Below are 21,738 nucleotides of genomic sequence, written 5' to 3'. Positions count from 1 at the left end.
GCCGCCTTCGCGGGCAAGCCCGCTCCCACAGGGTTTCAGGTCTTACACAGAATCTGTGATCCACCTGAACTACTGTGGGAGCGGGCTTGCCCGCGAAGGGGCCATCGGCGACACCGAAGATGCCAGCGCTTAAACCGCATCCCGAGGCAACATCAACCCCAACGGCAGCCGCACCCGCGCTTCCAGCCCGCCACCGGACCGGTTGCGCAGTTCGACATTGCCGCCATGCATCGAAGCAATCCGCTTCACGATGGCCAATCCCAACCCGGTCCCCTTCCCGCCCCGGGCACGATCACCGCGAGTGAACGGGTTGAAGATCGCTTCCAGCTCTGACGGATCAATCCCCGCTCCCCGGTCCATGACACTGAGCACCACATAGGGTGCACTGACATCCCCGGACACATAAGCCGCCACTTCAACCCCGCTGCCAGCATGATGCAGCGCGTTGCCGATCAGGTTATTCAGCAGCCGCTTCATCGACACCCGACGCAAGGGGAAGGGTTGAATCGGCTCCAGGCGCAGCCGGACTTTTTCTTCATTCTGGTTGTACGGCGCGGCGACTTCACGCACCAGGTCAGTCAGGTCCACCTCTTCCACCGACTCGTCACGGCCATCGCGGATGAAGGCCAGGAACTGATCGAGAATGGCGTCCATGTCTTCGATGTCGCGGACCATGTCGTCAGTCAGGTCGCTATGGTCGCCCATCAACTCCAGGGACAGCCGCAAACGGGTCAACGGCGTTCGCAGGTCGTGGGACACGCCGGCCAACATCAGCTCGCGCTCGCGGCCAGCCTGTTCGACGTCTTCGGCCATCTGGTTGAAAGCGCGGTACACCTCGGTCATTTCACTGGGCGTATCGCTGATGGGCAGGCGCACGCTGCGGCCCTGACCGAGTTGCCGAGCGGCATAGACCAGACGTTTCAAGGGTTGGTTGAGCTGGCTGACGAAGATCCACGCCGAAGCTGTGGACAGCAAGCCAATGGCGAGGAACCAGCCGAGCACGTTCCAGATTTTCTGGCCCCGCAACGGATGCGGGTAAAGCGGCACTTTCAGCCAGCCATCGCCCAGGCTGGGTGCCCGAACCCACAGTGCCGGCGGCGAGTGCATGCGTAATCGCACTTCGGTGTCGGCCCCCAGTTCGGACTGCATCTGTCGCTGGTAGATCTCGCTGTACGGCCAGTGCTGTTCACCTTCCGGCACACCGGCGCCCACCACCCTGATCAGGGTGGCGGCATCGGCGATCTTCTCGCGGTTTTCTTCATCCGCCGCCCAATAGGCGCGTAGCGTCAGGGCGACGCCGTGGCTGTATTGGCGGTCCACCAGCACATCTTCGTTCATCAACAGGTAAACCAGGGTCAGCGCCTTGGAGAACAGGACGACGATCAGCACCAGCCAAAGGGTGCGTGAAAAAAAGCTCTGGGGGAACCAAACGGGGGTTTTCATGAATAACCGCTACATACATGCAGAAGCGAGCGATGCTCGCATATTGCAGATCGCGAGTCTGCGGGCAAGATCATATGATCCGTCGCCCGCTCGACTCGCCCCTACAAATCGCCGATCACTTGGTGGCGGCGCCATCCGGAACGAACACGTAACCCACGCCCCATACCGTCTGGATGTAGCGTGGCTTGGATGGATCAGGCTCGATCATCCGGCGCAGACGGGAAATCTGCACGTCGATGGAACGCTCCAGCGCATCCCACTCGCGACCACGGGCCAGGTTCATCAGTTTATCGCGGGTCAGTGGCTGGCGAGCGTTCATCACCAGCGCCTTGAGCACGGCGAACTCACCGGTGGTGAGCATGTGCACTTCGTCGCCGCGTTTGAGTTCGCGGGTAGCCAGGGACAGCTCGTAGTCACCAAAGGTCACGCTTTCGTCTTCGCTGCCCGGCGCGCCCGGCACCGGTGCTGCCTGACGGCGCAGGACGGCTTTGACCCGAGCCATCAGCTCGTCCGGGTTGAACGGCTTGGCCAGGTAATCGTCGGCGCCCAGTTCGAGGCCTTTGATGCGGCTCAGCTCATCGCCCTTGGCGGTGAGCATGATGATCGGAATCTGATTGTTCGCGCCGCGCAGGCGGCGGCAGGCGGTCAAGCCGTCTTCGCCGGGCAGCATCAGGTCGAGGACAACCAGGTTGAACACTTCACGCGCCAGCAGGCGGTCCATTTGTTCGGTGTTCGGGACGGCGCGGGCGCGGTAGCCCTTGCTGACGAAAAAGCGTTCCAGCAGGCTGCTGAGCCCCGGATCGTCGTCAACGATAAGAATTTTTTCGCCTTCAGCAATGTTTGCAGTGCTGCTCATTGGATGCTCCTTTGATCTCGGCGCGCATTATGGCGTAGCTGTCGTTATACGCACCGTGTGCATTGTTAGCAGATTTTTCCTTTACCGCCAGGAATCCGGGCAATGTGCCTACAGCCTCTGATGCCCCCGAATGACCGAACGCTGGTTATAATGCGCGGCCTTTTGTGTCAGGCAACGTCTGATCATTACTGCAGCGGCCGCTTTTTATTTTCATGGCGCTGGCAGTAATTGTTCGATTTCACGGGTCAACGGGAAGCCTGTTGATCCAGGTAGCGGCGCAGGCCAGGCCGCTCAACCAGACTCGTCGCGCCTTTAACCCTGTGCCTGCGAGCCTGCTTTCACAATTTGTCAGGTGGTTTTATGGACAGCATCAACAGCCGCATCGCCGAGGAACTCGGTGTCCGCCCACAACAGGTCGAAGCGGCCGTCGCGCTACTCGATGAAGGCTCCACAGTGCCCTTTATCGCCCGTTACCGAAAAGAAGTGACCGGCAGCCTCGATGACATCCAGCTGCGTCATCTGGAAGAGCGTCTGCGCTACCTGCGAGAACTCGATGAACGGCGTATCAGCATCCTCTCCAGCATCCAGGAGCAAGGCAAGCTGACCCCACAGCTTGAGCGCGACATCAAACTCGCCGACACCAAGACCCGCCTCGAAGACTTGTACCTGCCGTACAAGCAGAAGCGCCGAACCAAGGGCCAGATCGCCCTGGAAGCTGGCCTCGGCGAGTTGGCCGACGGTCTGTTCAACGACCCGACATTGACGCCGGACACCGAAGCGGCACGCTTCATCGATGCCGAAAAAGGCGTGACCGACGTGAAGGCGGCCCTTGAAGGCGCCAAGTACATCCTGATGGAACGCTTCGCCGAAGACGCCGGCCTGCTGGACAAACTGCGCAGCTACCTCAAGCAGGAAGCTACCCTCAGTGCCCGCGTAATCGCCGGCAAGGAAGAGGCAGGCGCCAAGTTTCGCGACTACTTCGAACACGACGAACCGCTGAAAAGCATGCCATCGCACCGTGCGCTGGCGATTTTCCGTGGCCGCAACGAAGGCATCCTCAGCTCTGCGCTGAAAGTCGGCGACGAGCTGCCGGGCACCATGCACCCATGCGAAGGCATGATCGGCCAGCAATTCGGCATCCAGAACCAGAACCGCGCCGCCGACAAATGGCTGGGCGAAGTGGTGCGCTGGACCTGGAAGGTCAAGCTTTACACCCACTTGGAAACCGACCTGCTGGGTGAGCTGCGCGACGGCGCGGAAACCGAAGCGATCAACGTGTTCGCCCACAACCTGCACGACTTGCTGTTGTCGGCCCCGGCCGGCCCGCGTGCCACCCTGGGCCTCGACCCGGGCCTGCGCACCGGTTGCAAGGTCGCCGTGGTCGATGCCACCGGCAAGCTGTTGGATCACGCCACGGTTTATCCGCACGTGCCGCATAACAAGTGGGACCAGACCATCGCGATTCTGGCTGCCCTGTGCGCCAAGCATGCGGTGGACCTGATCGCCATCGGCAACGGCACCGCCAGCCGCGAAACCGACAAGCTGGCCGCTGAGCTGATCAAAAAATACCCAGCCATGAAGATGACCAAAGTCATGGTCTCCGAGGCCGGCGCATCGGTTTACTCGGCGTCGGAACTGGCTTCGAAGGAATTCCCGGACCTCGACGTATCGATCCGTGGCGCGGTATCGATCGCTCGCCGCCTGCAGGATCCACTGGCTGAGCTGGTGAAGATCGACCCGAAATCCATCGGCGTCGGCCAGTACCAGCACGACGTGTCGCAGCTGAAACTGGCGCGCGGCCTGGACGCCGTGGTCGAAGACTGCGTGAACGCCGTGGGCGTCGACGTCAACACCGCTTCCGTGGCGCTGCTGGCCCGTATTTCCGGCCTCAACGCGACGTTGGCGCAGAACATCGTCAGCCATCGCGACGAGCATGGCGCATTCAAGACCCGTGCGGCGCTGAAAAAAGTCGCGCGCCTGGGCGAAAAAACCTTCGAACAAGCCGCCGGCTTCCTGCGCGTGATGAACGGCGACAACCCGCTGGATTCGTCTGCGGTTCACCCGGAAGCCTATCCGCTGGTTCAGCGCATCGCCGCCGAGACCGATCGCGACATACGTTCGCTGATCGGCGACGCCACCTTCCTCAAGCGTCTTGACCCGAAGAAGTACACCGACGAAACCTTCGGTCTGCCGACGGTCACCGACATCTTGCAAGAGTTGGAGAAACCGGGTCGCGACCCGCGTCCCGAGTTCAAGACCGCCGAGTTCCAGGAAGGTGTCGAAGACCTCAAGGACCTGCAACCGGGCATGATCCTCGAAGGCGTGGTGACCAACGTGACCAACTTCGGTGCGTTCGTCGATATCGGCGTGCATCAGGACGGTTTGGTACACATCTCTGCGCTTTCGGAGAAATTCATCAAGGATCCTCGTGAAGCGGTCAAGGCCGGTGATGTGGTGAAGGTGAAGGTCATGGAAGTCGACATCCCGCGCAAACGCGTTGGCCTGTCAATGCGCATGAGCGACACCCCGGGCGAGAAAATCGACGGCGCCCGTGGCGCGCGTCCTGGTTCGGCTCCGCGCCAGTCCCAGAACACCGCGCCACGCAAGGAAACCACGGCGGCGGCCCCGACAAACAATGCCATGGCTTCGCTGTTCGCCAACGCCAAACCGTTGAAGAAACGCTGATGGACATTCCTGTCGGGCTGACCGAAAGCGCTTTTTTCAAGCTGCTGGGGTGTCGCTTGCACAGCCTGGAGACCGGGGTGGCGCAAGTCGCCCTGGCGCTTGAACCAGAGCTGCGCAACCGCGGTGGCAAGCTGCACGGCGGGGCCTTGTTCAGTCTGGTGGACATTGCCATGGGGCTGGCCTGTTCCAGCACCCACGGCTTTGACCGGCAGAGTGCGACCATCGAGTGCAAGATCAACTACATTCGCGCCGTGTCTGACGGTGAAGTGATGTGTACGGCGCGGGTGATCCACCCGGGCCGCCGCACGTTGGTGGTCGAAGCCGATGTAATGCAAGGCGACAAACTCGTCGCAAAAGCACAAGGCACGTTCGCTGTCCTGTAGATGAATGCCATCATTTTGAGTTAATTTCAGCGCTATAAAACCTGTGGGAGCGGGCTTGCTCGTGAATGCGGTGTGTCAGGCAACTGTTACTTGACTGAAACACCGCATTCGCGAGCAAGCCCGCTCCCACAGGATTGTGGTGACTTGGCTGACTGACATTGGTCTGACCGGTCCAAAAACCAGGCGAAAACGCCAGTTTTAACTTCACCCTTGTAGACCGTCTTGCCCACCCCCATATTGGGGCGACTGACGCGTGAAGGAATCCAACTTGAGCGAACTTCTCAACCGCCGCCTGGCTCTGCTCGGCGAGCGCGCTAACCTCTCTCTGCTCGAACAGTGTCTTCACGGCATCGAACGTGAATGCCTGCGCGTGACCGGCGAAGGTCGCCTGGCGCAAACGCCGCACCCGGAAGAATTGGGTTCCGCGCTGACCAATGAACAAATCACCACCGACTATTCCGAGTCGCTGCTGGAGTTCATCACCCCGGCCCTGCCCGATCCGGCAGACACCTTGGCGAGTCTGGACAGCATTCACCGTTTTGCCTACAGCAAGCTCGGCAACGAGTACCTGTGGAGTCCATCGATGCCGTGCCCGTTGCCGGCCGAGGAAGATATCCCGATCGCCTATTACGGCACCTCCAACATCGGTCAGCTCAAGTACGTCTACCGCAAGGGCCTGGCCCTGCGCTACGGCAAGACCATGCAGTGCATCGCCGGGATCCATTACAACTTTTCCCTGCCGGAAAAGCTCTGGCCGCTGCTCAAACAGTCTGAAGGCTTTGTCGGCACCGACCGCGACTACCAGTCGTCGGCCTATATCGCGCTGATTCGCAACTTCCGTCGCTATAGCTGGTTGCTGATGTACCTGTTCGGTGCTTCGCCAGCGCTGGACGCCGGTTTCCTGCGTGGGCGTTCGCACCAGCTGGAACAGTTGGACCCGGACACCTTGTACCTGCCGTATGCCACCAGCCTGCGCATGAGCGACCTGGGTTACCAGAGCAACGCCCAGGCCGGTCTGACGCCGTGCTACAACGATCTGGCCAGCTACACCGACAGCCTGCGCAAAGCGGTGGCCACGCCCTATGCACCCTATGTCGAGATCGGTACGCACAAGGATGGTGAGTGGGTCCAGCTCAACACCAATATCCTGCAGATCGAAAACGAGTACTACTCCAACATCCGCCCGAAACGCGTGACCTACACTGGCGAACGGCCGATCCAGGCGCTGGTGGCCCGTGGCATTCAGTACGTCGAGGTGCGCTGCCTGGACATCAACCCTTTCCTGCCGATGGGCATCGACTTGCCGGAGTCGCGGTTCCTCGACGCGTTCCTGCTGTACTGCGCGCTGAACGACAGCCCGCTGCTGACCAATACCTCATGCGGTAACGCGACCTCGAACTTCCTCAGCGTGGTCAAGGAGGGTCGCCGTCCGGGCTTGCAACTGCAACGCGATGGTCAGCCGGTGGATATGAAAGAGTGGGCCAGCGAATTGCTGGAGAAGATTGCGCCGCTGGCAGCGCTGCTGGATCAGAGCCATGGCGGCGAGGCCCACAGCAAGGCACTGGATGCGCAACTGGCCAAGGTCAGGGATCCGTCTCTGACGCCATCGGCCCAAGTGCTGGCGGCGATGGCTGAGCACAAGGAAAGTTTTGCCCGGTTCTCCCTGCGTCAGAGCCAGGTGCATGCGCAGTATTTCCGCAGCGAGCCGTTGAGTACCGAGGAGCAAGCGAAGTTTGAAGAGCGGGCGCGTTCGTCGCTGGCTCAGCAGGTGGAGCTGGAGCAGAACGAAGTTGGCGATTTCGATGTGTTTGTCGGGTCGTATCAGGCGAGCATTTTGGCCATTAGCAACTAATCTCCGAAGGTCCTGCGGACCTTATCGCGGGCAAGCCTCGCTCCTACAGATCCGGGATCACACACAATCGCGGAACCAACACAAAACCCTGTAGGAGCCGGCTTATCGGATCGCCGCACCGCAGCGAAGGCGGCCTGAAATCCACCGCAAATCTTAAGGGCCTCATCACTGTAGGAGCGAGGCTTGCCCGCGAAGGCCGCGCCGCGGTCTCCCTTAGAATTTTCCGCTCATAAGCTCATTCTAAAAAGTTATTTATTTTCCAGTTCTTATATCATTTAGTCTCCTTTCACGCCGACCCTCGGTCGCCTGACAAGGAGCTTCCCCATGAAAATGAATTTCCCCCTTCGCCTCCTGGCAGCCGCATCGCTGGCTGCGGCGAGTTTTTTTACCCAGGCAGCCGACATCACCGTCGCCTACCAGACCACCGTTGACCCGGCCAAAGTCGCCCAGGTCGACGGCGCCTACGAAAAAGCCACCAACGCCAACATCGATTGGCGCAAATTCGACAACGGGGCCGACATCATCGCCGCCATCGCTTCCGGCGACGTGCAGATCGGCTACCTCGGTTCCAGCCCCTTGACGGCTGCAATCACCCGCAAAGTCCCGGTAGAAACGTTCCTCATCGCCACCCAGATCGGCGCCGCCGAAGCCCTGGTCGCCCGCGACGGTTCCGGGATCAAGACCCCGCAGGACCTCATCGGCAAGAAAATCGCCGTGCCGTTCGTTTCCACCGGCCATTACAGCCTGCTCGCCGCGCTGAAGCACTGGAACATCGACCCGTCGAAAGTTACCGTGCTCAATCTCGCCCCGCCAGCGATCATCGCTGCGTGGAAACGCGGTGACATCGACGCCACTTACGTGTGGGACCCCGCGCTCGGCGTGGCCAAGGAAAACGGCAAAGTGCTGATCACCTCCGGCGAGCTGGCCAAGTTTGGCGCACCGACCTTCGATGCCTGGATCGTGCGTAAAGATTTCGCCCAGAAGCACCCGGAAATCGTCACCGCGTTCGCCAAAGTGACCCTGGACGCCTACGCCAATTATCGCAAAGACCCGAAAGCCTGGCTCGCCGACCAATCCAACGTCGACAAGCTTGTGAAACTCTCCGGTGCCAAGGCCAGCGACATTCCATTGCTGCTGCAAGGCAACGTCTACCCGCTGGCGGCTGATCAGGTGATCACCCTCGGCGCGCCAACCACCAAGGCCATCACCGACACCGCTGCGTTCCTCAAGGAACAAGGCAAGGTCGAAGCCGTGCTGCCGGACTACGCGCCGTATGTCAGCGCCAAGTACATCACCCACTGACCGGGAGTTAACTGCCATGGCTCTGCTACAACTGGAGCGCATCAGCGCACAGTACCCAGGCAGCCCGGAACCGGTGCTGGCGGATATATCCCTGAATCTGGGGCCCCGGCAATTGCTGGTCGCCCTCGGCCCGTCCGGCAGTGGCAAGACTTCGCTGTTGAACCTGATTGCCGGCTTCGTCGAGCCCAGCGCCGGGCGCATCACCCTCGATGGCGTGCCGGTCAAAGGCCCGGGTGCCGAACGCGGCGTCGTGTTTCAGGACGACGCCTTGCTGCCTTGGCAGGATGTGTTGGCCAACGTCGGATTCGGTCTGGAACTGGCCGGCGTTTCCCGTGATAAACGCGAAGTTCGTGCCCGGGAAATGCTCGCGCTGGTGGACCTTTCCGATTTCGAGAACCGACGCATCTGGCAGCTCTCGGGCGGCCAGAAGCAACGCGTCGGCCTGGCCCGCGCACTCGCCGCCGACCCTCGGGTTCTGCTGATGGATGAACCCTTCGGCGCCCTCGATGCCTTCACCCGCGAACAAATGCAGGAGTTGCTGTTGCAAGTCTGGCAGCGCACCGCCAAACCGGTGTTCCTGATAACCCACGACATCGAAGAAGCGGTGTTCCTCGCCACAGACCTGATTCTGCTGGCGCCGAACCCCGGGCAAATCGTCGAGCGTCTGAGCCTGGATTTCGGCCAGCGTTACGCCGCCGGTGAATCGGCACGGTCCATCAAGTCCGACCCGCGCTTTATCGAAACCCGTGAACACGTGCTCGCCAAAGTGTTCTCCCAACGCAGTGCCGTCCAGCGGCAGGAGCGCGCATGAGCAGCTATGAAATTCCCGCCGCGGCGCTGAAACCGGGCTCTACGGTGACTCCGGTCCGTCGCGGCTTGAGCACGCGCTGGATCAGTGTACTGACACTGGTCTCGCTCATTGCCATCTGGTGGGCCGTCACCGCCACTGGAATGATCGAACCGCTGTTCCTGCCGCCGCCTTCCGCCGTGCTGCACAAAGGCTGGCTGCTGGTGACGACCGGCTACATGGATTCGACCTTGTGGCAGCACTTGGGCGCAAGCCTCGGCCGGATCGGCCTGGGTCTGGGCTTCGCGGTATTGACCGCGGTCCCGGTCGGCATTGCCATCGGCCACAATCGTATCGCCCGCGGCATTCTCGATCCGCTGATCGAGTTCTACCGCCCGATTCCACCGCTGGCTTATCTGCCGCTGATCGTGATCTGGTGCGGCATTGGCGAGTTGTCGAAGGTGTTGCTGATTTACCTGGCGATCTTCGCCCCGATTGCCATCGCCACCGCCACCGGTGTGCGCACTGTAGACCCGGCCAAGTTGCGCGCCGCGCAGTCGCTGGGCGCAACCCGGGCGCAGTTGATTCGCCATGTGATCCTGCCAAGTGCCTTGCCAGACATCTTGACCGGAGTGCGCATCGGTCTGGGCGTGGGCTGGTCGACCCTGGTCGCCGCCGAGTTGATCGCCGCCACCAGCGGCCTGGGCTTCATGGTGCAGTCGGCTGCGCAGTTCCTGGTCACCGATGTGGTGGTGCTGGGGATCCTGGTGATCGCGCTGATCGCCTTCGCCATGGAAATGGGCTTGCGCGCCCTGCAACGCAAACTGGTGCCGTGGCATGGCCAGGCCCACTAACTAACCCTGTGGGAGCGGGCTTGCTCGCGAAGGCGATTTAGCATTCAACATCCAAGTTGACTGACAGGGCCTCTTCGCGAGCAAGCCCGCTCCCACAAAAGCTCGCAACTTTGGATTAAAGAACATGAGCAACCTGACCATCGTCCCCCTCAGCTCGGCCCTCGGCGCGCAAATCAGTGGCGTCGACATCAGCCAGCCGCTGAACCTGGAACAGCGCAACGAGATCGAGCAGGCGCTGCTCGAATACCAGGTATTGTTCTTCCGTGATCAGCCGATCGAGCCACAGCAGCAGGCGCGATTTGCCGCGTATTTCGGTGACCTGCATATTCACCCGATCTACCCGAATGTGCCGGAACAGCCGCAAGTGCTGATCCTCGATACCGCCGTCACCGATGTGCGTGACAACGCGATCTGGCACACCGACGTGACCTTCCTGCCGACCCCGGCCATGGGCGCGGTGCTCAGCGCCAAGTTGCTGCCGGAGTTTGGTGGCGACACGCTATGGGCCAGCGGTATTGCCGCGTATGAAGCGTTGTCCGCGCCGATGAAAACCTTGCTTGAAGGACTGACCGCCACCCACGACTTCACCCGTTCGTTCCCGCTGGAGCGTTATGGCAACACGCCCGAAGCGCTGGCCCAGTGGGAAGAAACGCGCAGGAAGAATCCGCCGCTGTCGCACCCGGTGATTCGCACGCACCCGGTGAGCGGGCGCCGCTCGTTGTTCGTCAATGAAGGCTTCACGGCGAAGATCAATGAGCTGTCGGAAACCGAAAGCGAGACGATCCTGAAATTTTTGTTCGCCCATGCGACCCGGCCGCAATTCACCATTCGCTGGCGCTGGCAGAAGGATGACGTGGCGTTCTGGGATAACCGCGTGACCCAGCATTACGCGGTGGATGATTACCGGCCGGCGCGGCGGGTGATGCAGCGGGCGACGGTGTTGGGGGATGTGCCGTTTTTCAGGTAACCACCCAGCCTCTTTACTGACTTTGATGGCCTCTTCGCGAGCAAGCCCGCTCCCACAGTTGATCGCATTCTTATTGAAAGACTCGATCTAATGTGGGAGCGGGCTTGCTCGCGAAGGCTATCTGACAGACGCCAGAAGACCCGGCGCCAGACACTATTCAGCCGTCGAAGGCTTCTCCCAAAGATTAACCCCACCCTCTTGGGCAAACCGGTCAATCTGCGCCAACTCCTCCGAACTGAAGCTCAGATTCTGCAACGCCCCGACGTTCTCGATAATCTGCTCCGGCCGGCTCGCGCCGATCAGTGCCGAGGTCACCCGCGGGTCTCGCAGCGTCCAGGCCAACGCCAACTGCGCCAGGCTCTGGCCACGACGCTGGGCGATTTCATTCAACGCACGCACGTGAGCGATATTCGTGTCGGACAAGTGCGACGCCTGCAACGAGCCACCGCCCGGACGATTGACCCGCGCATCCGCCGGCACACCATTGAGGTACTTGTCGGTCAACAATCCCTGCGCCAGCGGAGTGAAGGCAATCACCCCCGTGCCGAGTTCGTCGGTGGTGTCCAGCAGGTCCTTTTCCACCCATCGATTAAGCAGATTGTAGGCCGGTTGGTGAATCAGCAACGGTACTCTCCACTCTTTGAGCAGCGCCGCCATTTCGCGGGTTTTCACCCCGGAATACGACGAGATGCCGATGTACAGCGCCTTGCCCTGCTGCACCGCGGTAGCCAGTGCGCTGGCGGTTTCTTCCAGCGGGGTGTCCGGGTCGAAGCGGTGGGAGTAGAAGATGTCCACATAGTCCAGCCTCAGGCGCTGCAGACTCTGATCCAGGCTGGCCAGCACGTACTTGCGCGAACCGCCGCCCTGGCCATAAGGGCCGGCCCACATGTCCCAACCGGCCTTGCTCGAGATGATCAACTCGTCACGGTACTGCTTGAAGTCTTCGCGCAGCAAACGACCGAAGTTGATCTCGGCGCTGCCGTACGGCGGGCCGTAGTTGTTGGCCAGGTCGAAGTGGTTGATGCCCAAGTCGAACGCGGTGTGCAACAGCGAGCGCTGAGTGTCGATCGGGGTGCTGTCGCCAAAGTTGTGCCACAGGCCCAGGGACAGCGCAGGCAGCACCAGACCGCTGCGACCCACGCGGCGGTAAGGGATAGAGTCGTAGCGGTTTTCGGCAGCGGTGTAGGTCATCGAATCCTCTCTTGTGTGACTTGAAATTGGTATCGATTGCTTCGCAAGTGGCCCAGCATACGCCCGGACAATCGCCAATAAACCCCGGATTCGAGAAAAAGATGAAACGTTTCACCTATTTCATCTTGGCCGGCGGAGACGACCAGAAGACACCTTCCGCGTCGTGTCCTTCCTGGTGGGTCCTGACTCGGGCTGGGTCAATTGGCAAATTCTGCGGGCGAATGGTGGGTTGGTTTAACTATGCTCGATGTGTAGGGTGAAACAGTCAGGCCGCCTTCGCGGGCAAGCCTCGCTCCTACAGGTTCCGTGTCGGACGCAATTGCGTGAACGACATTGAATCTGTAGGAGCGAGGCTTGCCCGCGAAGGCGGCCTGACAGGCACCACACATCCGCAGGGAGGAAACTCACCATGCACACCACCATCATCATCTTCTTCGGCCTGGTCCTACTGGCACTGATGCTGTTCATCGGCGAAAAAATCGGCTTCAGCCGCCAGACCCTGACCTACAGCTTCATCGTGCTATGGCTGGCACTGACGATGATCAACGGCGCCATCGGCGTGGTCACCGCCGGCCAGTCCGTCACCACGGAACTGGTGGTCGGCAGCATTGTGTTTGGCGTGCCGGTGGCGGCGCTGGTGTTGTTCATGGTGTTGAGCACTGATACCTGAACAATCCAGCCCCGCCGCCTATGGGGTCAACGCACCAAATGCAAAAACTGCAGGTGCCGCTCGTACTGGTCGAGGATGTCGTTGATGACCTGCTCCTTGGTGTAACCCACCAGATCGTAATCCTGACTGCCCTCGCTCAAATGCACTTCGGCCCGGTAGTAACGACGGTTGTTGAGTTCCTTGGAACCCATGCCGCCACGAGCGAAAGATGGCGTGAAGTAGCCACGCATCTGCACCTGATAGATGAATGGATGCTGCTCGCCATGGCCGATTTCCAGGCTGACGCTGTCGTTGGCCGGATCGGGCTGGGCGACGACGTGCAACCCTTTCTCGACGAACACCGCAGTCACGTCTTCAATCGCTGGACGCACCGTCGTTTCGAGGAAACGGTAAACCTCATCCCGCGAAGGGAAATGCACCGCCTGACTCAAGCGCTGACGCCAACCGCCACGGCGCGAGCCGGATACCGGTGCCAGGGAGTGCAGCTGCGCGATCTGCTTCTGCGATTCCAGATAGAACGCCTTGTGCAGTCCCCACATCATCAACAGTAGAATCATCGAGAACGGCAAGGAGGTCAGCACCACCGCTGACTTCAGTGCATCGATGCTGCCGGAGAACAGCAGCGCACTGGTAACCAGCGCAGTCATCGCGCCCCAGAACACCCGCAACCATTTCGGCCCGTCTTCATCCGGATTGCCGCCCTTGGCGGACAGCGTCGATAGCACCACGGTGCCGGAGTCGGCCGAGGTGACGAAGAACACGAAGCTGATGAACACCGTGACCGCGATCACGGTTTTGCTCCACGGATAGGTTTCCAGCAACAGGTAAAGCGTCATCGATGGATTGTCGATGGCCGACATGCCCAACGCGCTCATCCCGTGATTGAGCACTTGATCGATGGCGCTGTTGCCGAAGATCGACATCCAGGCCAGGGTGAACCCGAGCGGAATCAGCAGCACGCCGAAGACGAATTCCCGGATGGTCCGGCCACGGGAAATCCGCGCGATGAACAGGCCCACGAACGGCGACCACGCGATCCACCAGGCCCAGTAAAACACCGTCCAGCCACCCAGCCAGTCGCTCGGTTTGTCGTAGGCGTAGAGGTCGAAACTCTTCATCGGCAAGGCGCCGAGGTAATCGCCGATGTTCTGGATCAGGGTGTTGAGCAAGTGCTGGGTGGGACCGGCGAACAACACAAACAGCAGCAGCGCGCAGGCCAGCAGCATGTTGATGTCCGACATCACCCGCACGCCTTTATCGACACCGGACACGGCCACGATGATCGCCGCGCCCATCATCAGCGTGATCAGGCCGACCTGAATCCACTGGGTATGAGCGATGCCGAACAGGTAGTCCAATCCCGAGTTGAGGTGCAATACGCCAAAGCCCATGTCGGCGCCGAGACCGAATACCGTGGCGATGATGCCGAAGCCGTCCACCGCGTAACCGATCGGGCCGTTGATGCGCTTGCCGATCAGCGGATAGAGCGCCGAGCGCAGGGCCAGCGGCAGGTTGTGACGATAGGCAAAGTAAGCCAGTGCCATGCCGACGAAGGCGAACACGCCCCAGCCGTGCAGGCCCCAGTGCAGAAACAGAATCTGCATCGCCTGGCGCGCCGCGTCCGCCGTGCCCGCCTCACCCTGAGGCGGCTGCGCCAAGTGGGTCAGCGGTTCGGACACACAAAAGAAAAACAGCGTGATGCTGATGCCGGCGGCGAACAACATGCCAGCCCAGGACAGGTAACTGAATTCGGGTTCGTCGTGGTCGGCACCGAGCTTGATCTTGCCGTAGCCGGACAAGGCGGTGACCACCACGAAGACCAGATACAGAGTCATCGCGAGCATGTAGTACCAGCCGACCGTGTTGGCCGCCCAGTTTTGCGCCGCCAGCAACCAGGCACCGGCTTGTTCGGGCATGACGATCACGACAACGCCGAACAACAGAATGAAACTCGCCGCGAAATAGAACACCGGCGGATTCATGCGGACCTGGCCGCTAGGGGGGAGGGACGATGCACTCATGAAAGGGGCACCTCGAGGGGGTGAAACAGGGCAATCAGTAACGGACTCGGCAAAGGCAAGCCTCCTGTTGTGAGCGGGCAGCAAACCGGTGGTTTAACTTGAATGAGCGTTCAAGTTAAACATAAATAGCCAGCTAAGGACTAATCGCAGGGCTCGGCGGTGCAGTTTGTACGCTAGCTCAAGGAGGGGGATGACGCGGGGGTTGGGGGCTTCGTTCAGCGGGAAATCAGCTAAATGCCTTTATCTCGATCCGGTTTGAACCATTCGCGGGCAAGCCTCGCTCCTACAGGATTTGAGTCGTACACAAATATTGCGTACGACTCAAATCCTGTAGGAGCGAGGCTTGCCCGCGAACGGCTGCCTGACAGTCAGCGGAGATTGGGGGCCTTACTTCTGCGTCCCATCATCATGCTGCAGATTCGCCTGCGTCAGGTTGCTCCCCGCCGGCACGCTGCGGGTCAGCCAGACATTGCCGCCAATGGTCGAACCCTGGCCGATGGTGATCCGGCCCAGGATTGTCGCCCCGGCATAGATCACCACATCATCCTCGACAATCGGATGTCGCGGTTGCCCCTTCTGCAACTGGCCGTCCTCATCCGCCGGGAACCGCTTGGCACCCAGGGTCACGGCCTGATAAATCCGCACACGCTCGCCGATGATGGCGGTCTCGCCGATCACCACGCCCGTCCCATGATCGATGAAAAAGCTGCGACCGATCTGCGCCCCCGGGTGAATGTCGATACCGGTGGCGGAGTGGGCGATTTCTGCGCTGATCCGCGCGAGCAGCGGCAGCCCGGCGCGATACAAGTGATGGGCGAGGCGATGGTGAATCACCGCCAGGATGCCCGGGTAGCAGAGCAACACCTCATCGACGCTACGCGCTGCCGGGTCGCCGTGATAGGCCGCCAGCACGTCGGTATCCAACAGACTGCGCAAGCCTGGCAGGGCGAGGGCGAAGTCCTGAATGATCTGAATGGTCCTGGCCTCGACTTCGGTCTCGCCCCGGGCGCCGTGGCGGGCGGCGTAGCGCAGTTCCAGTCGCGCCTGAGCCAGCAACGCATTCAAGGCCACGTCCAGCGTGTGACCGACATAGAAGTCTTCACTCTCTTCGCGCAGGTCTACCGGGCCCAGGCGCATCGGGAACAACGCACCACACAAGGCTTCAAGAATCTCCGCCATGGCCGCTCGGGAAGGCAACTCGCGACCGCCCTGCTCGCCGCTGGCGCGGCCGTTTTGTGCACGCCACTCGTCACGCGCCGAACGCAGCTGACTGACGATGGTCTGCAATTGCCAATGGCTGGAACGCTCGCTCACGGTAAAAACTCCTCATGGGCGGCCGGACTGTCTGGCCGCGCTGACGGCGATTACTTTACGGCAAGGTCTGAACGGCGGATTAAGAACCAATAGTGCTGAATCAAACACTTTTGGCTATAAGCGATTGGCGGTTGCCCCGATAAATAGGCGTGCCTATAGTCCTGACACCTATTCCCTGCAGGAGCAGCCGGTCGACGCTCGATTGCTCGCGAAAAACTCGAACCCGCCGCGGGGTGTCAGGTTTATCGCGGTATCGTTAGCGACCATCGTCGGAACGCCACCCGGACCACGCCCGCTCCTACACTCTTGCGCCAGTACGGAAATCATGATCAAACAACAGCTCGCCCGTTTTGACCGCCTCGATCTACTCGGTCACCCCACGCCACTGGAAAAACTCGAACGCCTGTCGACCTGGCTGGGCCGCGATCTCTACGTCAAACGCGATGACCTGACGCCGCTGGCAATGGGCGGCAACAAGCTGCGCAAGCTCGAATACCTGGCGGCCGATGCCCTGGCACAAGGCGCAGACACGTTGATTACCGCGGGTGCGCTTCAGTCCAACCATGTGCGTCAAACCGCTGCCGTTGCGGCCAGGCTGGGTCTCGGCTGCGTGGCATTGCTGGAAAATCCCCTTGGCACCGACGATGCCAACTATGTCGGCAATGGCAATCGGCTGTTGCTGGATCTGTTCGATGCCAAGGTTGAGATGGTAGAAAACCTGGATAACGCCGACGAACAGTTGGAGGCGTTGGCCGCACGACTGCGCAGCAACGGCAAAAAGCCGTATCTGGTTCCGATTGGCGGCTCGAATGCGCTGGGCGCTTTGGGTTATGTACGCGCCGGGTTGGAACTGGCCGAGCAGATCAAGGACACCGGCATCACATTCGCCGCTGTGGTTCTGGCCTCGGGCAGCGCCGGCACTCACAGTGGCCTGGCGCTGGCATTGAGCGAAGCACTGCCGCAATTGCCGGTGATTGGCGTCACGGTTTCGCGCAGCGATGAAGATCAGCGACCAAAGGTCCAGGGGCTCGCCGAGCGGACGGCGCAGTTGTTGGATGTGAAACTGCCGGCGAGTTTCAAAGTCGAGTTGTGGGACGAATATTTCGGCCCGCGCTACGGCGAACCGAATGCCGGAACGCTGGCGGCGGTGAAGCTGGTGGCGAGCCAGGAAGGTTTGCTGCTCGACCCGGTTTATACCGGTAAAGCCATGGCCGGGTTATTGGACGGGATGGGGCGTCAGCGTTTCGATGAGGGGCCGATTATCTTCCTGCACACCGGTGGGGCGCCGGCGCTGTTTGCCTATAAAGATTTTCTGTAACGAAGCGAAAGATCAAAGATCGTCCGAACGCGGCCCGAGCCTTCGGCAGCTCCTACAGAGCCAGGGAACATGCCGTAATTTTTGCGACGACGTTGAACTGTAGGAGCCAGGCTTGCCGGCGAAGGCGATGGTGGCCGTGATGGCGCATTCGCTGCGGTGCGGCGATCCGATAAGCCAGCTCCTACGGCGAACCAGGCGCCGCGGTGTCTCTGTAACACCGCGTCATCGTTCTTCGCCGGCAAGCCTGGCTCCTACAGGGGAGCGGCGTTCACCTGAGCTGCCGCAGGCTGCGATCTTTCAGAGATCGCCACATATACCAAAAAAGAATAATAAAATTAAATTTTATTATTTTCCAATCTAAAAGCCTCGTCATATAGTCGCGCCGCAGGCGAATTTGAAACAAGACGCATAGACTGCTTTAGGGCAGGATATCGCAGTCGTTAAAATCCCGAATTTGCCAACTTTCCTAAAAGCGTCTTCATAAGAAAATACAGGGGCTTGTCATGAATTTTTCCGCACTACGTCGAAACCTGCTGGTAGGTTCGCTGGGCCTGGCACTCAGCGCCGGCCTGTTGGGACAAGCAGTTGCCGGTGAGCAGCTGCAAAAAATCAAGGACGCCGGCGTGATCAACGTGGGTCTGGAAGGCACTTACCCACCGTTCAGTTTCGTCGACGCCAACGGCAAACTGGCCGGCTTCGAAGTCGAGTTCTCCGAAGCCCTGGCCAAAGAGCTGGGTGTGAAGGTCAAACTGCAACCGACCAAATGGGACGGCATTCTCGCAGCCCTGGAATCCAAGCGTCTGGACGCCGTGGTCAACCAGGTGACCATTTCCGAAGAGCGCAAGAAGAAGTATGACTTCTCCGAACCGTACACCGTTTCCGGTATTCAGGCCCTGGTTCTGACAAAGAAGGCCGCCGAGCTGAACATCAAGACCGCCGCCGACCTGGCCGGCAAGAAAGTCGGCGTTGGCCTGGGCACCAACTACGAGCAGTGGCTCAAGGACAATCAGCCGAAAGCCATCATCAAGACCTATGACGATGACCCGACCAAGTTCCAGGATCTGCGAGTCGGCCGCATCGACGCCATTCTGATCGACCGCCTCGCCGCGCTGGAATACGCCAAGAAGGCCAAGGACACCACCGCCGCCGGCGAAGCGTTCTCCCGCCAGGAAGCCGGCATTGCCCTGCGCAAAGGCGAACCCGAACTGCTGGCTGCGGTAAACAAGGCCATCGACAAACTGCGCGCCGACGGCACCCTCGCCAAGCTCTCGCAGAAATATTTCAACGCTGACGTCACTCAATAATGGAAGAAGCTTTCCAACTCGCACTGGATTCCGCGCCCTTTCTGCTCAAGGGCGCGTATTACACGGTGATCCTCAGCCTGGGCGGGATGTTCTTTGGCCTGGTGATGGGGTTTGGCCTGGCGCTGATGCGCCTGTCGCGCTTCAAACTGGTGAGCTGGATCGCCCGCGTCTACGTGTCGTTCTTCCGCGGCACGCCGTTGCTGGTGCAACTGTTCGTGATCTATTACGGTTTGCCGCAATTGGGTATCGAACTCGATCCGCTGCCGGCAGCCCTGATCGGCTTCTCGCTGAACATGGCCGCCTATGCCTGTGAAATCCTGCGTGCCGCCATCAGCTCCATCGAACGCGGTCAGTGGGAAGCCGCTGCCAGTATCGGCATGACTCGGGCGCAAACCTTGCGCCGGGCCATCCTGCCGCAAGCCATGCGTACGGCACTGCCACCGCTGGGCAACAGCTTCATTTCGCTGGTCAAGGACACCGCACTGGCAGCCACCATCCAGGTGCCGGAACTGTTCCGTCAGGCGCAGCTGATTACCGCCCGCACCTTTGAAATTTTCACCATGTACCTTGCCGCCGCGCTGATCTACTGGGTTCTGGCCACGGTGCTGTCGCACCTGCAGAATCAGTTGGAAGCACGGGTCAATCGGCACGACCAGGAGTCCTGACCCAATGATTGTCGTGGAAAAACTGACAAAGCAGTTCAAGGGTCAAGTGGTGCTCAACGGCATCGATCTGCAAGTGAAGGAAGGTGAGGTGGTGGCGATCATCGGGCCCAGTGGCTCGGGTAAAACCACCTTCCTGCGCTGCCTGAATTTCCTGGAGGAGCCCACCAGCGGCCGGATCAAGGTCGGTGACATCGAGATCGATGGCAGCCGCCCTTTGAACCAGCAGCAGAGCCTGGTGCGTCGCCTGCGTCAGCACGTGGGCTTCGTGTTCCAGAACTTCAACCTGTTCCCCCATCGGACCGCCCTGGAAAACGTCATCGAAGGCCCGATCATCGTGAAGAAAATCCCACAGGCCGAAGCCATTGCCTTGGGTAAAAAGCTGATGGCCAGGGTCGGCCTGGCGGGCAAGGAAGACGCTTACCCGCGTCGCCTGTCCGGTGGCCAGCAACAGCGCGTGGCCATTGCCCGCGCGCTGGCGATGGAGCCGGAGGTGATTCTGTTCGACGAACCCACCTCGGCCCTCGACCCCGAGTTGGTCGGCGAAGTACTGGCGACCATCCGCAGCCTGGCCGAAGAGAGACGCACCATGGTTATCGTCACCCACGAAATGGGTTTCGCCCGGGACGTGGCCAACCGTGTGGTATTTTTCGACAAAGGGGTGATCGTCGAGCAAGGCGAAGCCAAGGCATTGTTTGCCAACCCTAAGGAAGAACGGACGAAACAGTTTCTCAGCAAGTTTCTGAATAACGCCCACCCCTGAAACACCCGCGCAATACAGGTCAATTTCCATGGATGGAAGTCCCTCGCCCCTTTAATCATCCTCCCTGCACTTAGTTGATGTTTGCGCACAATGCATAACTTCTTGTCAGCGTGCGCGATACATTTATATGCCCTGTCACAGATTGACCACATCCAATACTCTGGAGCCTGACATTTGGTGACAGATGTGCAACCACCGCCTCATCTCCAGAAAACCGGGAAATTTAACGGTTATCTTCGACAGATCGATAGGGCTTCTTAACCTCAACGCGTAGGAACTTTCTGAATTATGCCGGATTTTGAATTTGACTAATCCACTCTATTGACACTTATTCAAGTTCACTCTTATCTAGCTTCAGCAATAGATTCTCATCACGCTCACTATTATTCAATTCAAGTAATGAGCGATGTTGTTGTTTGGAATTCGCATTTTTTATTTCAGAAATGGACTTCGTTGCAAGACTTCAAGGAGAACCCATGAAAAGCATCTCGAACACACCCAAACTGGCTGTGCCCTCGCTGGCGCAATCACACAAGAACGGTATCAACATCACCTCGGCGGCTCACCTGCTGGTCGACGTGGCGCCCTACCCCGGCATGGATGAAGGCGACCTGATCGAACTGTTCTGGGACAACTGCTACGTGGCCTCCAGGGTGCTGAGTGCCCATGATGTCGGCAATACCGTCAGCCTGCGAGTGCCGGAAAGCTTTATTGCCAACGGTGCTTCACGCATCCACTACCGGATCATGCGAGTCGGGCAGGGGGCAGCCCTGTCACCCGACGTGAGCGTCCAGATCAAACTCGACTGCCCCGGTGGCCAACCGTCTGCAATGTTCGCCGACGAAAACCAGAACCTGGCGCCAGTGAGCCTCCCCGAGACCATTCGCCGCCAGGGGGTCAATCCGAATCAGATCAAGCGCGGCGTCCCGGTGACCATCGAGCCGTACCTGAACATGGCCGCCGACGACGAAATCACCCTGCGCTGGGGCGATGTGCGCATGGACCTGCCCAGGCTCAAGGCTTGCGACGTCGGCCAGCCGATCCAGGTCTGGGTGCCGCCGGCAATCATTCTCGAGGCTGGGGAAGACCTTCGGCTGGAAGTGACCTACTGCATCCTCGATCGGGTCGGTAACAACTCGCGCTGGGCACCGGCTCGGACGTTGAAGATTGGTTGTGCCAATCCCTACCTGAAGGCCCGGCCGAAGGAACTGCTCATGGCCGCCGAATCCCCCAAACACAGAGTTCCCCTGTAGGAGCGAAGCTTGCTCGCGAAGGCGGTCTCGAGCCGTGCAGTGCAGTGCCCATGACAACGCCTTCGCCGCGGTGCGGCGATCCGACAAGCCGGCTCCTACACGGGTCTGTAATA

At 60.1% G+C, this 21,738-nt stretch carries 18 protein-coding genes and 1 pseudogene; 14 read left to right on the top strand and 5 right to left on the bottom strand.

The window, feature by feature from the left end; genetic code table 11:
* Window positions 1-129: 129 nt before the first annotated feature.
* Complete coding sequence (locus F8N80_RS22690) at window positions 130-1,443, bottom strand: ATP-binding protein (RefSeq protein WP_150747225.1); 1,314 nt, start codon at window positions 1,441-1,443, stop codon at window positions 130-132.
* A gap of 115 nt (window positions 1,444-1,558) precedes the next feature.
* Window positions 1,559-2,299 carry an osmolarity response regulator transcription factor OmpR gene (ompR, locus tag F8N80_RS22685; RefSeq protein ID WP_064675389.1) on the bottom strand — a complete coding sequence of 247 codons (741 nt, stop codon included), beginning with the start codon at window positions 2,297-2,299 and terminating at the stop codon, window positions 1,559-1,561.
* Between the two features lie 360 nt (window positions 2,300-2,659).
* On the opposite strand from ompR, the gene F8N80_RS22680 reads away from it, so the two are divergent.
* The 7 genes from F8N80_RS22680 to tauD all read left to right on the top strand — a co-directional run bounded on the left by F8N80_RS22680 (window position 2,660) and on the right by tauD (window position 11,129).
* Window positions 2,660-4,984 carry a Tex family protein gene (locus F8N80_RS22680; protein WP_150784738.1) on the top strand — a complete coding sequence of 775 codons (2,325 nt, stop codon included), beginning with the start codon at window positions 2,660-2,662 and terminating at the stop codon, window positions 4,982-4,984.
* On the top strand, window positions 4,984-5,367 hold the full coding sequence (locus F8N80_RS22675) for a PaaI family thioesterase (protein ID WP_150784737.1): 384 nt from the start codon (window positions 4,984-4,986) through the stop codon (window positions 5,365-5,367). Before F8N80_RS22680 ends, F8N80_RS22675 begins: the two co-directional genes overlap by 1 nt.
* Window positions 5,368-5,635: 268 nt before the next feature.
* Window positions 5,636-7,219: a glutamate--cysteine ligase gene (gene gshA, locus F8N80_RS22670; RefSeq protein WP_150784736.1), complete on the top strand. Its 1,584-nt coding sequence runs from the start codon at window positions 5,636-5,638 to the stop codon at window positions 7,217-7,219.
* A gap of 324 nt (window positions 7,220-7,543) precedes the next feature.
* Window positions 7,544-8,521 carry a taurine ABC transporter substrate-binding protein gene (tauA, locus tag F8N80_RS22665; RefSeq protein ID WP_150784735.1) on the top strand — a complete coding sequence of 326 codons (978 nt, stop codon included), beginning with the start codon at window positions 7,544-7,546 and terminating at the stop codon, window positions 8,519-8,521.
* 16 nt (window positions 8,522-8,537) lie between these two features.
* Window positions 8,538-9,332: a taurine ABC transporter ATP-binding subunit gene (tauB, locus tag F8N80_RS22660; RefSeq protein WP_150784734.1), complete on the top strand. Its 795-nt coding sequence runs from the start codon at window positions 8,538-8,540 to the stop codon at window positions 9,330-9,332.
* The gene (gene tauC / locus F8N80_RS22655) at window positions 9,329-10,162 is read left to right on the top strand and encodes a taurine ABC transporter permease TauC (RefSeq protein ID WP_150747219.1); all 834 of its coding nucleotides are present in this window, start codon (window positions 9,329-9,331) and stop codon (window positions 10,160-10,162) included. The genes tauB and tauC overlap by 4 nt, the downstream gene beginning before the upstream one ends.
* Window positions 10,163-10,286: 124 nt before the next feature.
* Window positions 10,287-11,129: a taurine dioxygenase gene (gene tauD, locus F8N80_RS22650; protein WP_150747218.1), complete on the top strand. Its 843-nt coding sequence runs from the start codon at window positions 10,287-10,289 to the stop codon at window positions 11,127-11,129.
* A 153-nt stretch (window positions 11,130-11,282) separates the two neighbouring features.
* On the opposite strand, the gene mgrA is transcribed toward tauD, so the two are convergent.
* Entirely contained in the window at window positions 11,283-12,320 is a 1,038-nt protein-coding gene (mgrA, locus tag F8N80_RS22645) for an L-glyceraldehyde 3-phosphate reductase (RefSeq protein WP_150784733.1), read from the bottom strand.
* Window positions 12,321-12,450: 130 nt separating this feature from the next.
* On the opposite strand from mgrA, the pseudogene F8N80_RS31705 reads away from it, so the two are divergent.
* Both F8N80_RS31705 and F8N80_RS22630 read left to right on the top strand, forming a co-directional pair.
* Window positions 12,451-12,558 (top strand): annotated as a pseudogene (locus tag F8N80_RS31705) (3-ketoacyl-ACP reductase); the annotation flags it as partial.
* Between the two features lie 171 nt (window positions 12,559-12,729).
* Window positions 12,730-12,990, top strand: coding sequence for a hypothetical protein (locus F8N80_RS22630; RefSeq protein ID WP_150747215.1), 261 nt, complete (start codon window positions 12,730-12,732; stop codon window positions 12,988-12,990).
* 26 nt (window positions 12,991-13,016) lie between these two features.
* Here the strand turns inward: F8N80_RS22630 and betT are convergent, their stop codons facing one another.
* Complete coding sequence (gene betT, locus F8N80_RS22625; RefSeq protein WP_191632966.1) at window positions 13,017-14,972, bottom strand: choline transporter BetT; 1,956 nt, start codon at window positions 14,970-14,972, stop codon at window positions 13,017-13,019.
* Between the two features lie 426 nt (window positions 14,973-15,398).
* The gene (gene epsC, locus F8N80_RS22620) at window positions 15,399-16,325 is read right to left on the bottom strand and encodes a serine O-acetyltransferase EpsC (protein ID WP_150784732.1); all 927 of its coding nucleotides are present in this window, start codon (window positions 16,323-16,325) and stop codon (window positions 15,399-15,401) included.
* A gap of 325 nt (window positions 16,326-16,650) precedes the next feature.
* Between epsC and F8N80_RS22615 the strand changes: the two genes are divergently transcribed.
* The 5 genes from F8N80_RS22615 (at window position 16,651) to F8N80_RS22595 (ending at window position 21,625) form a co-directional block, all read left to right on the top strand.
* Window positions 16,651-17,643 (top strand): D-cysteine desulfhydrase, encoded by a 993-nt coding sequence (locus tag F8N80_RS22615; protein ID WP_150747212.1) that lies wholly within the window; start codon window positions 16,651-16,653, stop codon window positions 17,641-17,643.
* Between the two features lie 503 nt (window positions 17,644-18,146).
* A complete protein-coding gene (tcyJ, locus tag F8N80_RS22610; protein ID WP_150747211.1) occupies window positions 18,147-18,947 on the top strand; it encodes a cystine ABC transporter substrate-binding protein in 801 nt (266 codons plus the stop codon).
* Window positions 18,947-19,612 (top strand): cystine ABC transporter permease, encoded by a 666-nt coding sequence (gene tcyL, locus F8N80_RS22605; RefSeq protein WP_150747210.1) that lies wholly within the window; start codon window positions 18,947-18,949, stop codon window positions 19,610-19,612. Before tcyJ ends, tcyL begins: the two co-directional genes overlap by 1 nt.
* A 4-nt stretch (window positions 19,613-19,616) precedes the next feature.
* Window positions 19,617-20,372, top strand: a complete 756-nt coding sequence (gene tcyN, locus F8N80_RS22600) for an L-cystine ABC transporter ATP-binding protein TcyN (RefSeq protein WP_150747209.1) — start codon at window positions 19,617-19,619, stop codon at window positions 20,370-20,372.
* Window positions 20,373-20,848: 476 nt separating this feature from the next.
* On the top strand, window positions 20,849-21,625 hold the full coding sequence (locus tag F8N80_RS22595) for a hypothetical protein (RefSeq protein ID WP_150784731.1): 777 nt from the start codon (window positions 20,849-20,851) through the stop codon (window positions 21,623-21,625).
* The last annotated feature ends 113 nt before the right edge of the window (window positions 21,626-21,738 follow it).

The organism is Pseudomonas fluorescens (assembly GCF_902497995.1).
In the GTDB taxonomy this organism is placed as follows: Bacteria; Pseudomonadota; Gammaproteobacteria; order Pseudomonadales; family Pseudomonadaceae; genus Aquipseudomonas; species Aquipseudomonas fluorescens_BK.
Note: the sequence above shows the minus strand (reverse complement) of the source record. Positions and strands in the feature narration are given on the sequence as shown.

Bases quoted from the DNA above. Each gene is read 5' to 3' on its own strand.
- F8N80_RS22680 (WP_150784738.1), top strand. From the start codon at position 2,660: ATGGACAGCATCAACAGCCGCATCGCCGAGGAACTCGGTGTCCGCCCA.
- F8N80_RS22615 (WP_150747212.1), top strand. From the start codon at position 16,651: ATGATCAAACAACAGCTCGCCCGTTTTGACCGCCTCGATCTACTCGGT.
- tcyJ (WP_150747211.1), top strand. From the start codon at position 18,147: ATGAATTTTTCCGCACTACGTCGAAACCTGCTGGTAGGTTCGCTGGGC.
- tcyN (WP_150747209.1), top strand. From the start codon at position 19,617: ATGATTGTCGTGGAAAAACTGACAAAGCAGTTCAAGGGTCAAGTGGTG.
- F8N80_RS22595 (WP_150784731.1), top strand. From the start codon at position 20,849: ATGAAAAGCATCTCGAACACACCCAAACTGGCTGTGCCCTCGCTGGCG.
- tcyL (WP_150747210.1), top strand. From the start codon at position 18,947: ATGGAAGAAGCTTTCCAACTCGCACTGGATTCCGCGCCCTTTCTGCTC.
- tauB (WP_150784734.1), top strand. From the start codon at position 8,538: ATGGCTCTGCTACAACTGGAGCGCATCAGCGCACAGTACCCAGGCAGC.
- tauA (WP_150784735.1), top strand. From the start codon at position 7,544: ATGAAAATGAATTTCCCCCTTCGCCTCCTGGCAGCCGCATCGCTGGCT.
- F8N80_RS22690 (WP_150747225.1), bottom strand. From the start codon at position 1,443: ATGAAAACCCCCGTTTGGTTCCCCCAGAGCTTTTTTTCACGCACCCTT.
- F8N80_RS22630 (WP_150747215.1), top strand. From the start codon at position 12,730: ATGCACACCACCATCATCATCTTCTTCGGCCTGGTCCTACTGGCACTG.
- betT (WP_191632966.1), bottom strand. From the start codon at position 14,972: ATGAATCCGCCGGTGTTCTATTTCGCGGCGAGTTTCATTCTGTTGTTC.
- F8N80_RS22675 (WP_150784737.1), top strand. From the start codon at position 4,984: ATGGACATTCCTGTCGGGCTGACCGAAAGCGCTTTTTTCAAGCTGCTG.
- tauD (WP_150747218.1), top strand. From the start codon at position 10,287: ATGAGCAACCTGACCATCGTCCCCCTCAGCTCGGCCCTCGGCGCGCAA.
- ompR (WP_064675389.1), bottom strand. From the start codon at position 2,299: ATGAGCAGCACTGCAAACATTGCTGAAGGCGAAAAAATTCTTATCGTT.
- mgrA (WP_150784733.1), bottom strand. From the start codon at position 12,320: ATGACCTACACCGCTGCCGAAAACCGCTACGACTCTATCCCTTACCGC.
- tauC (WP_150747219.1), top strand. From the start codon at position 9,329: ATGAGCAGCTATGAAATTCCCGCCGCGGCGCTGAAACCGGGCTCTACG.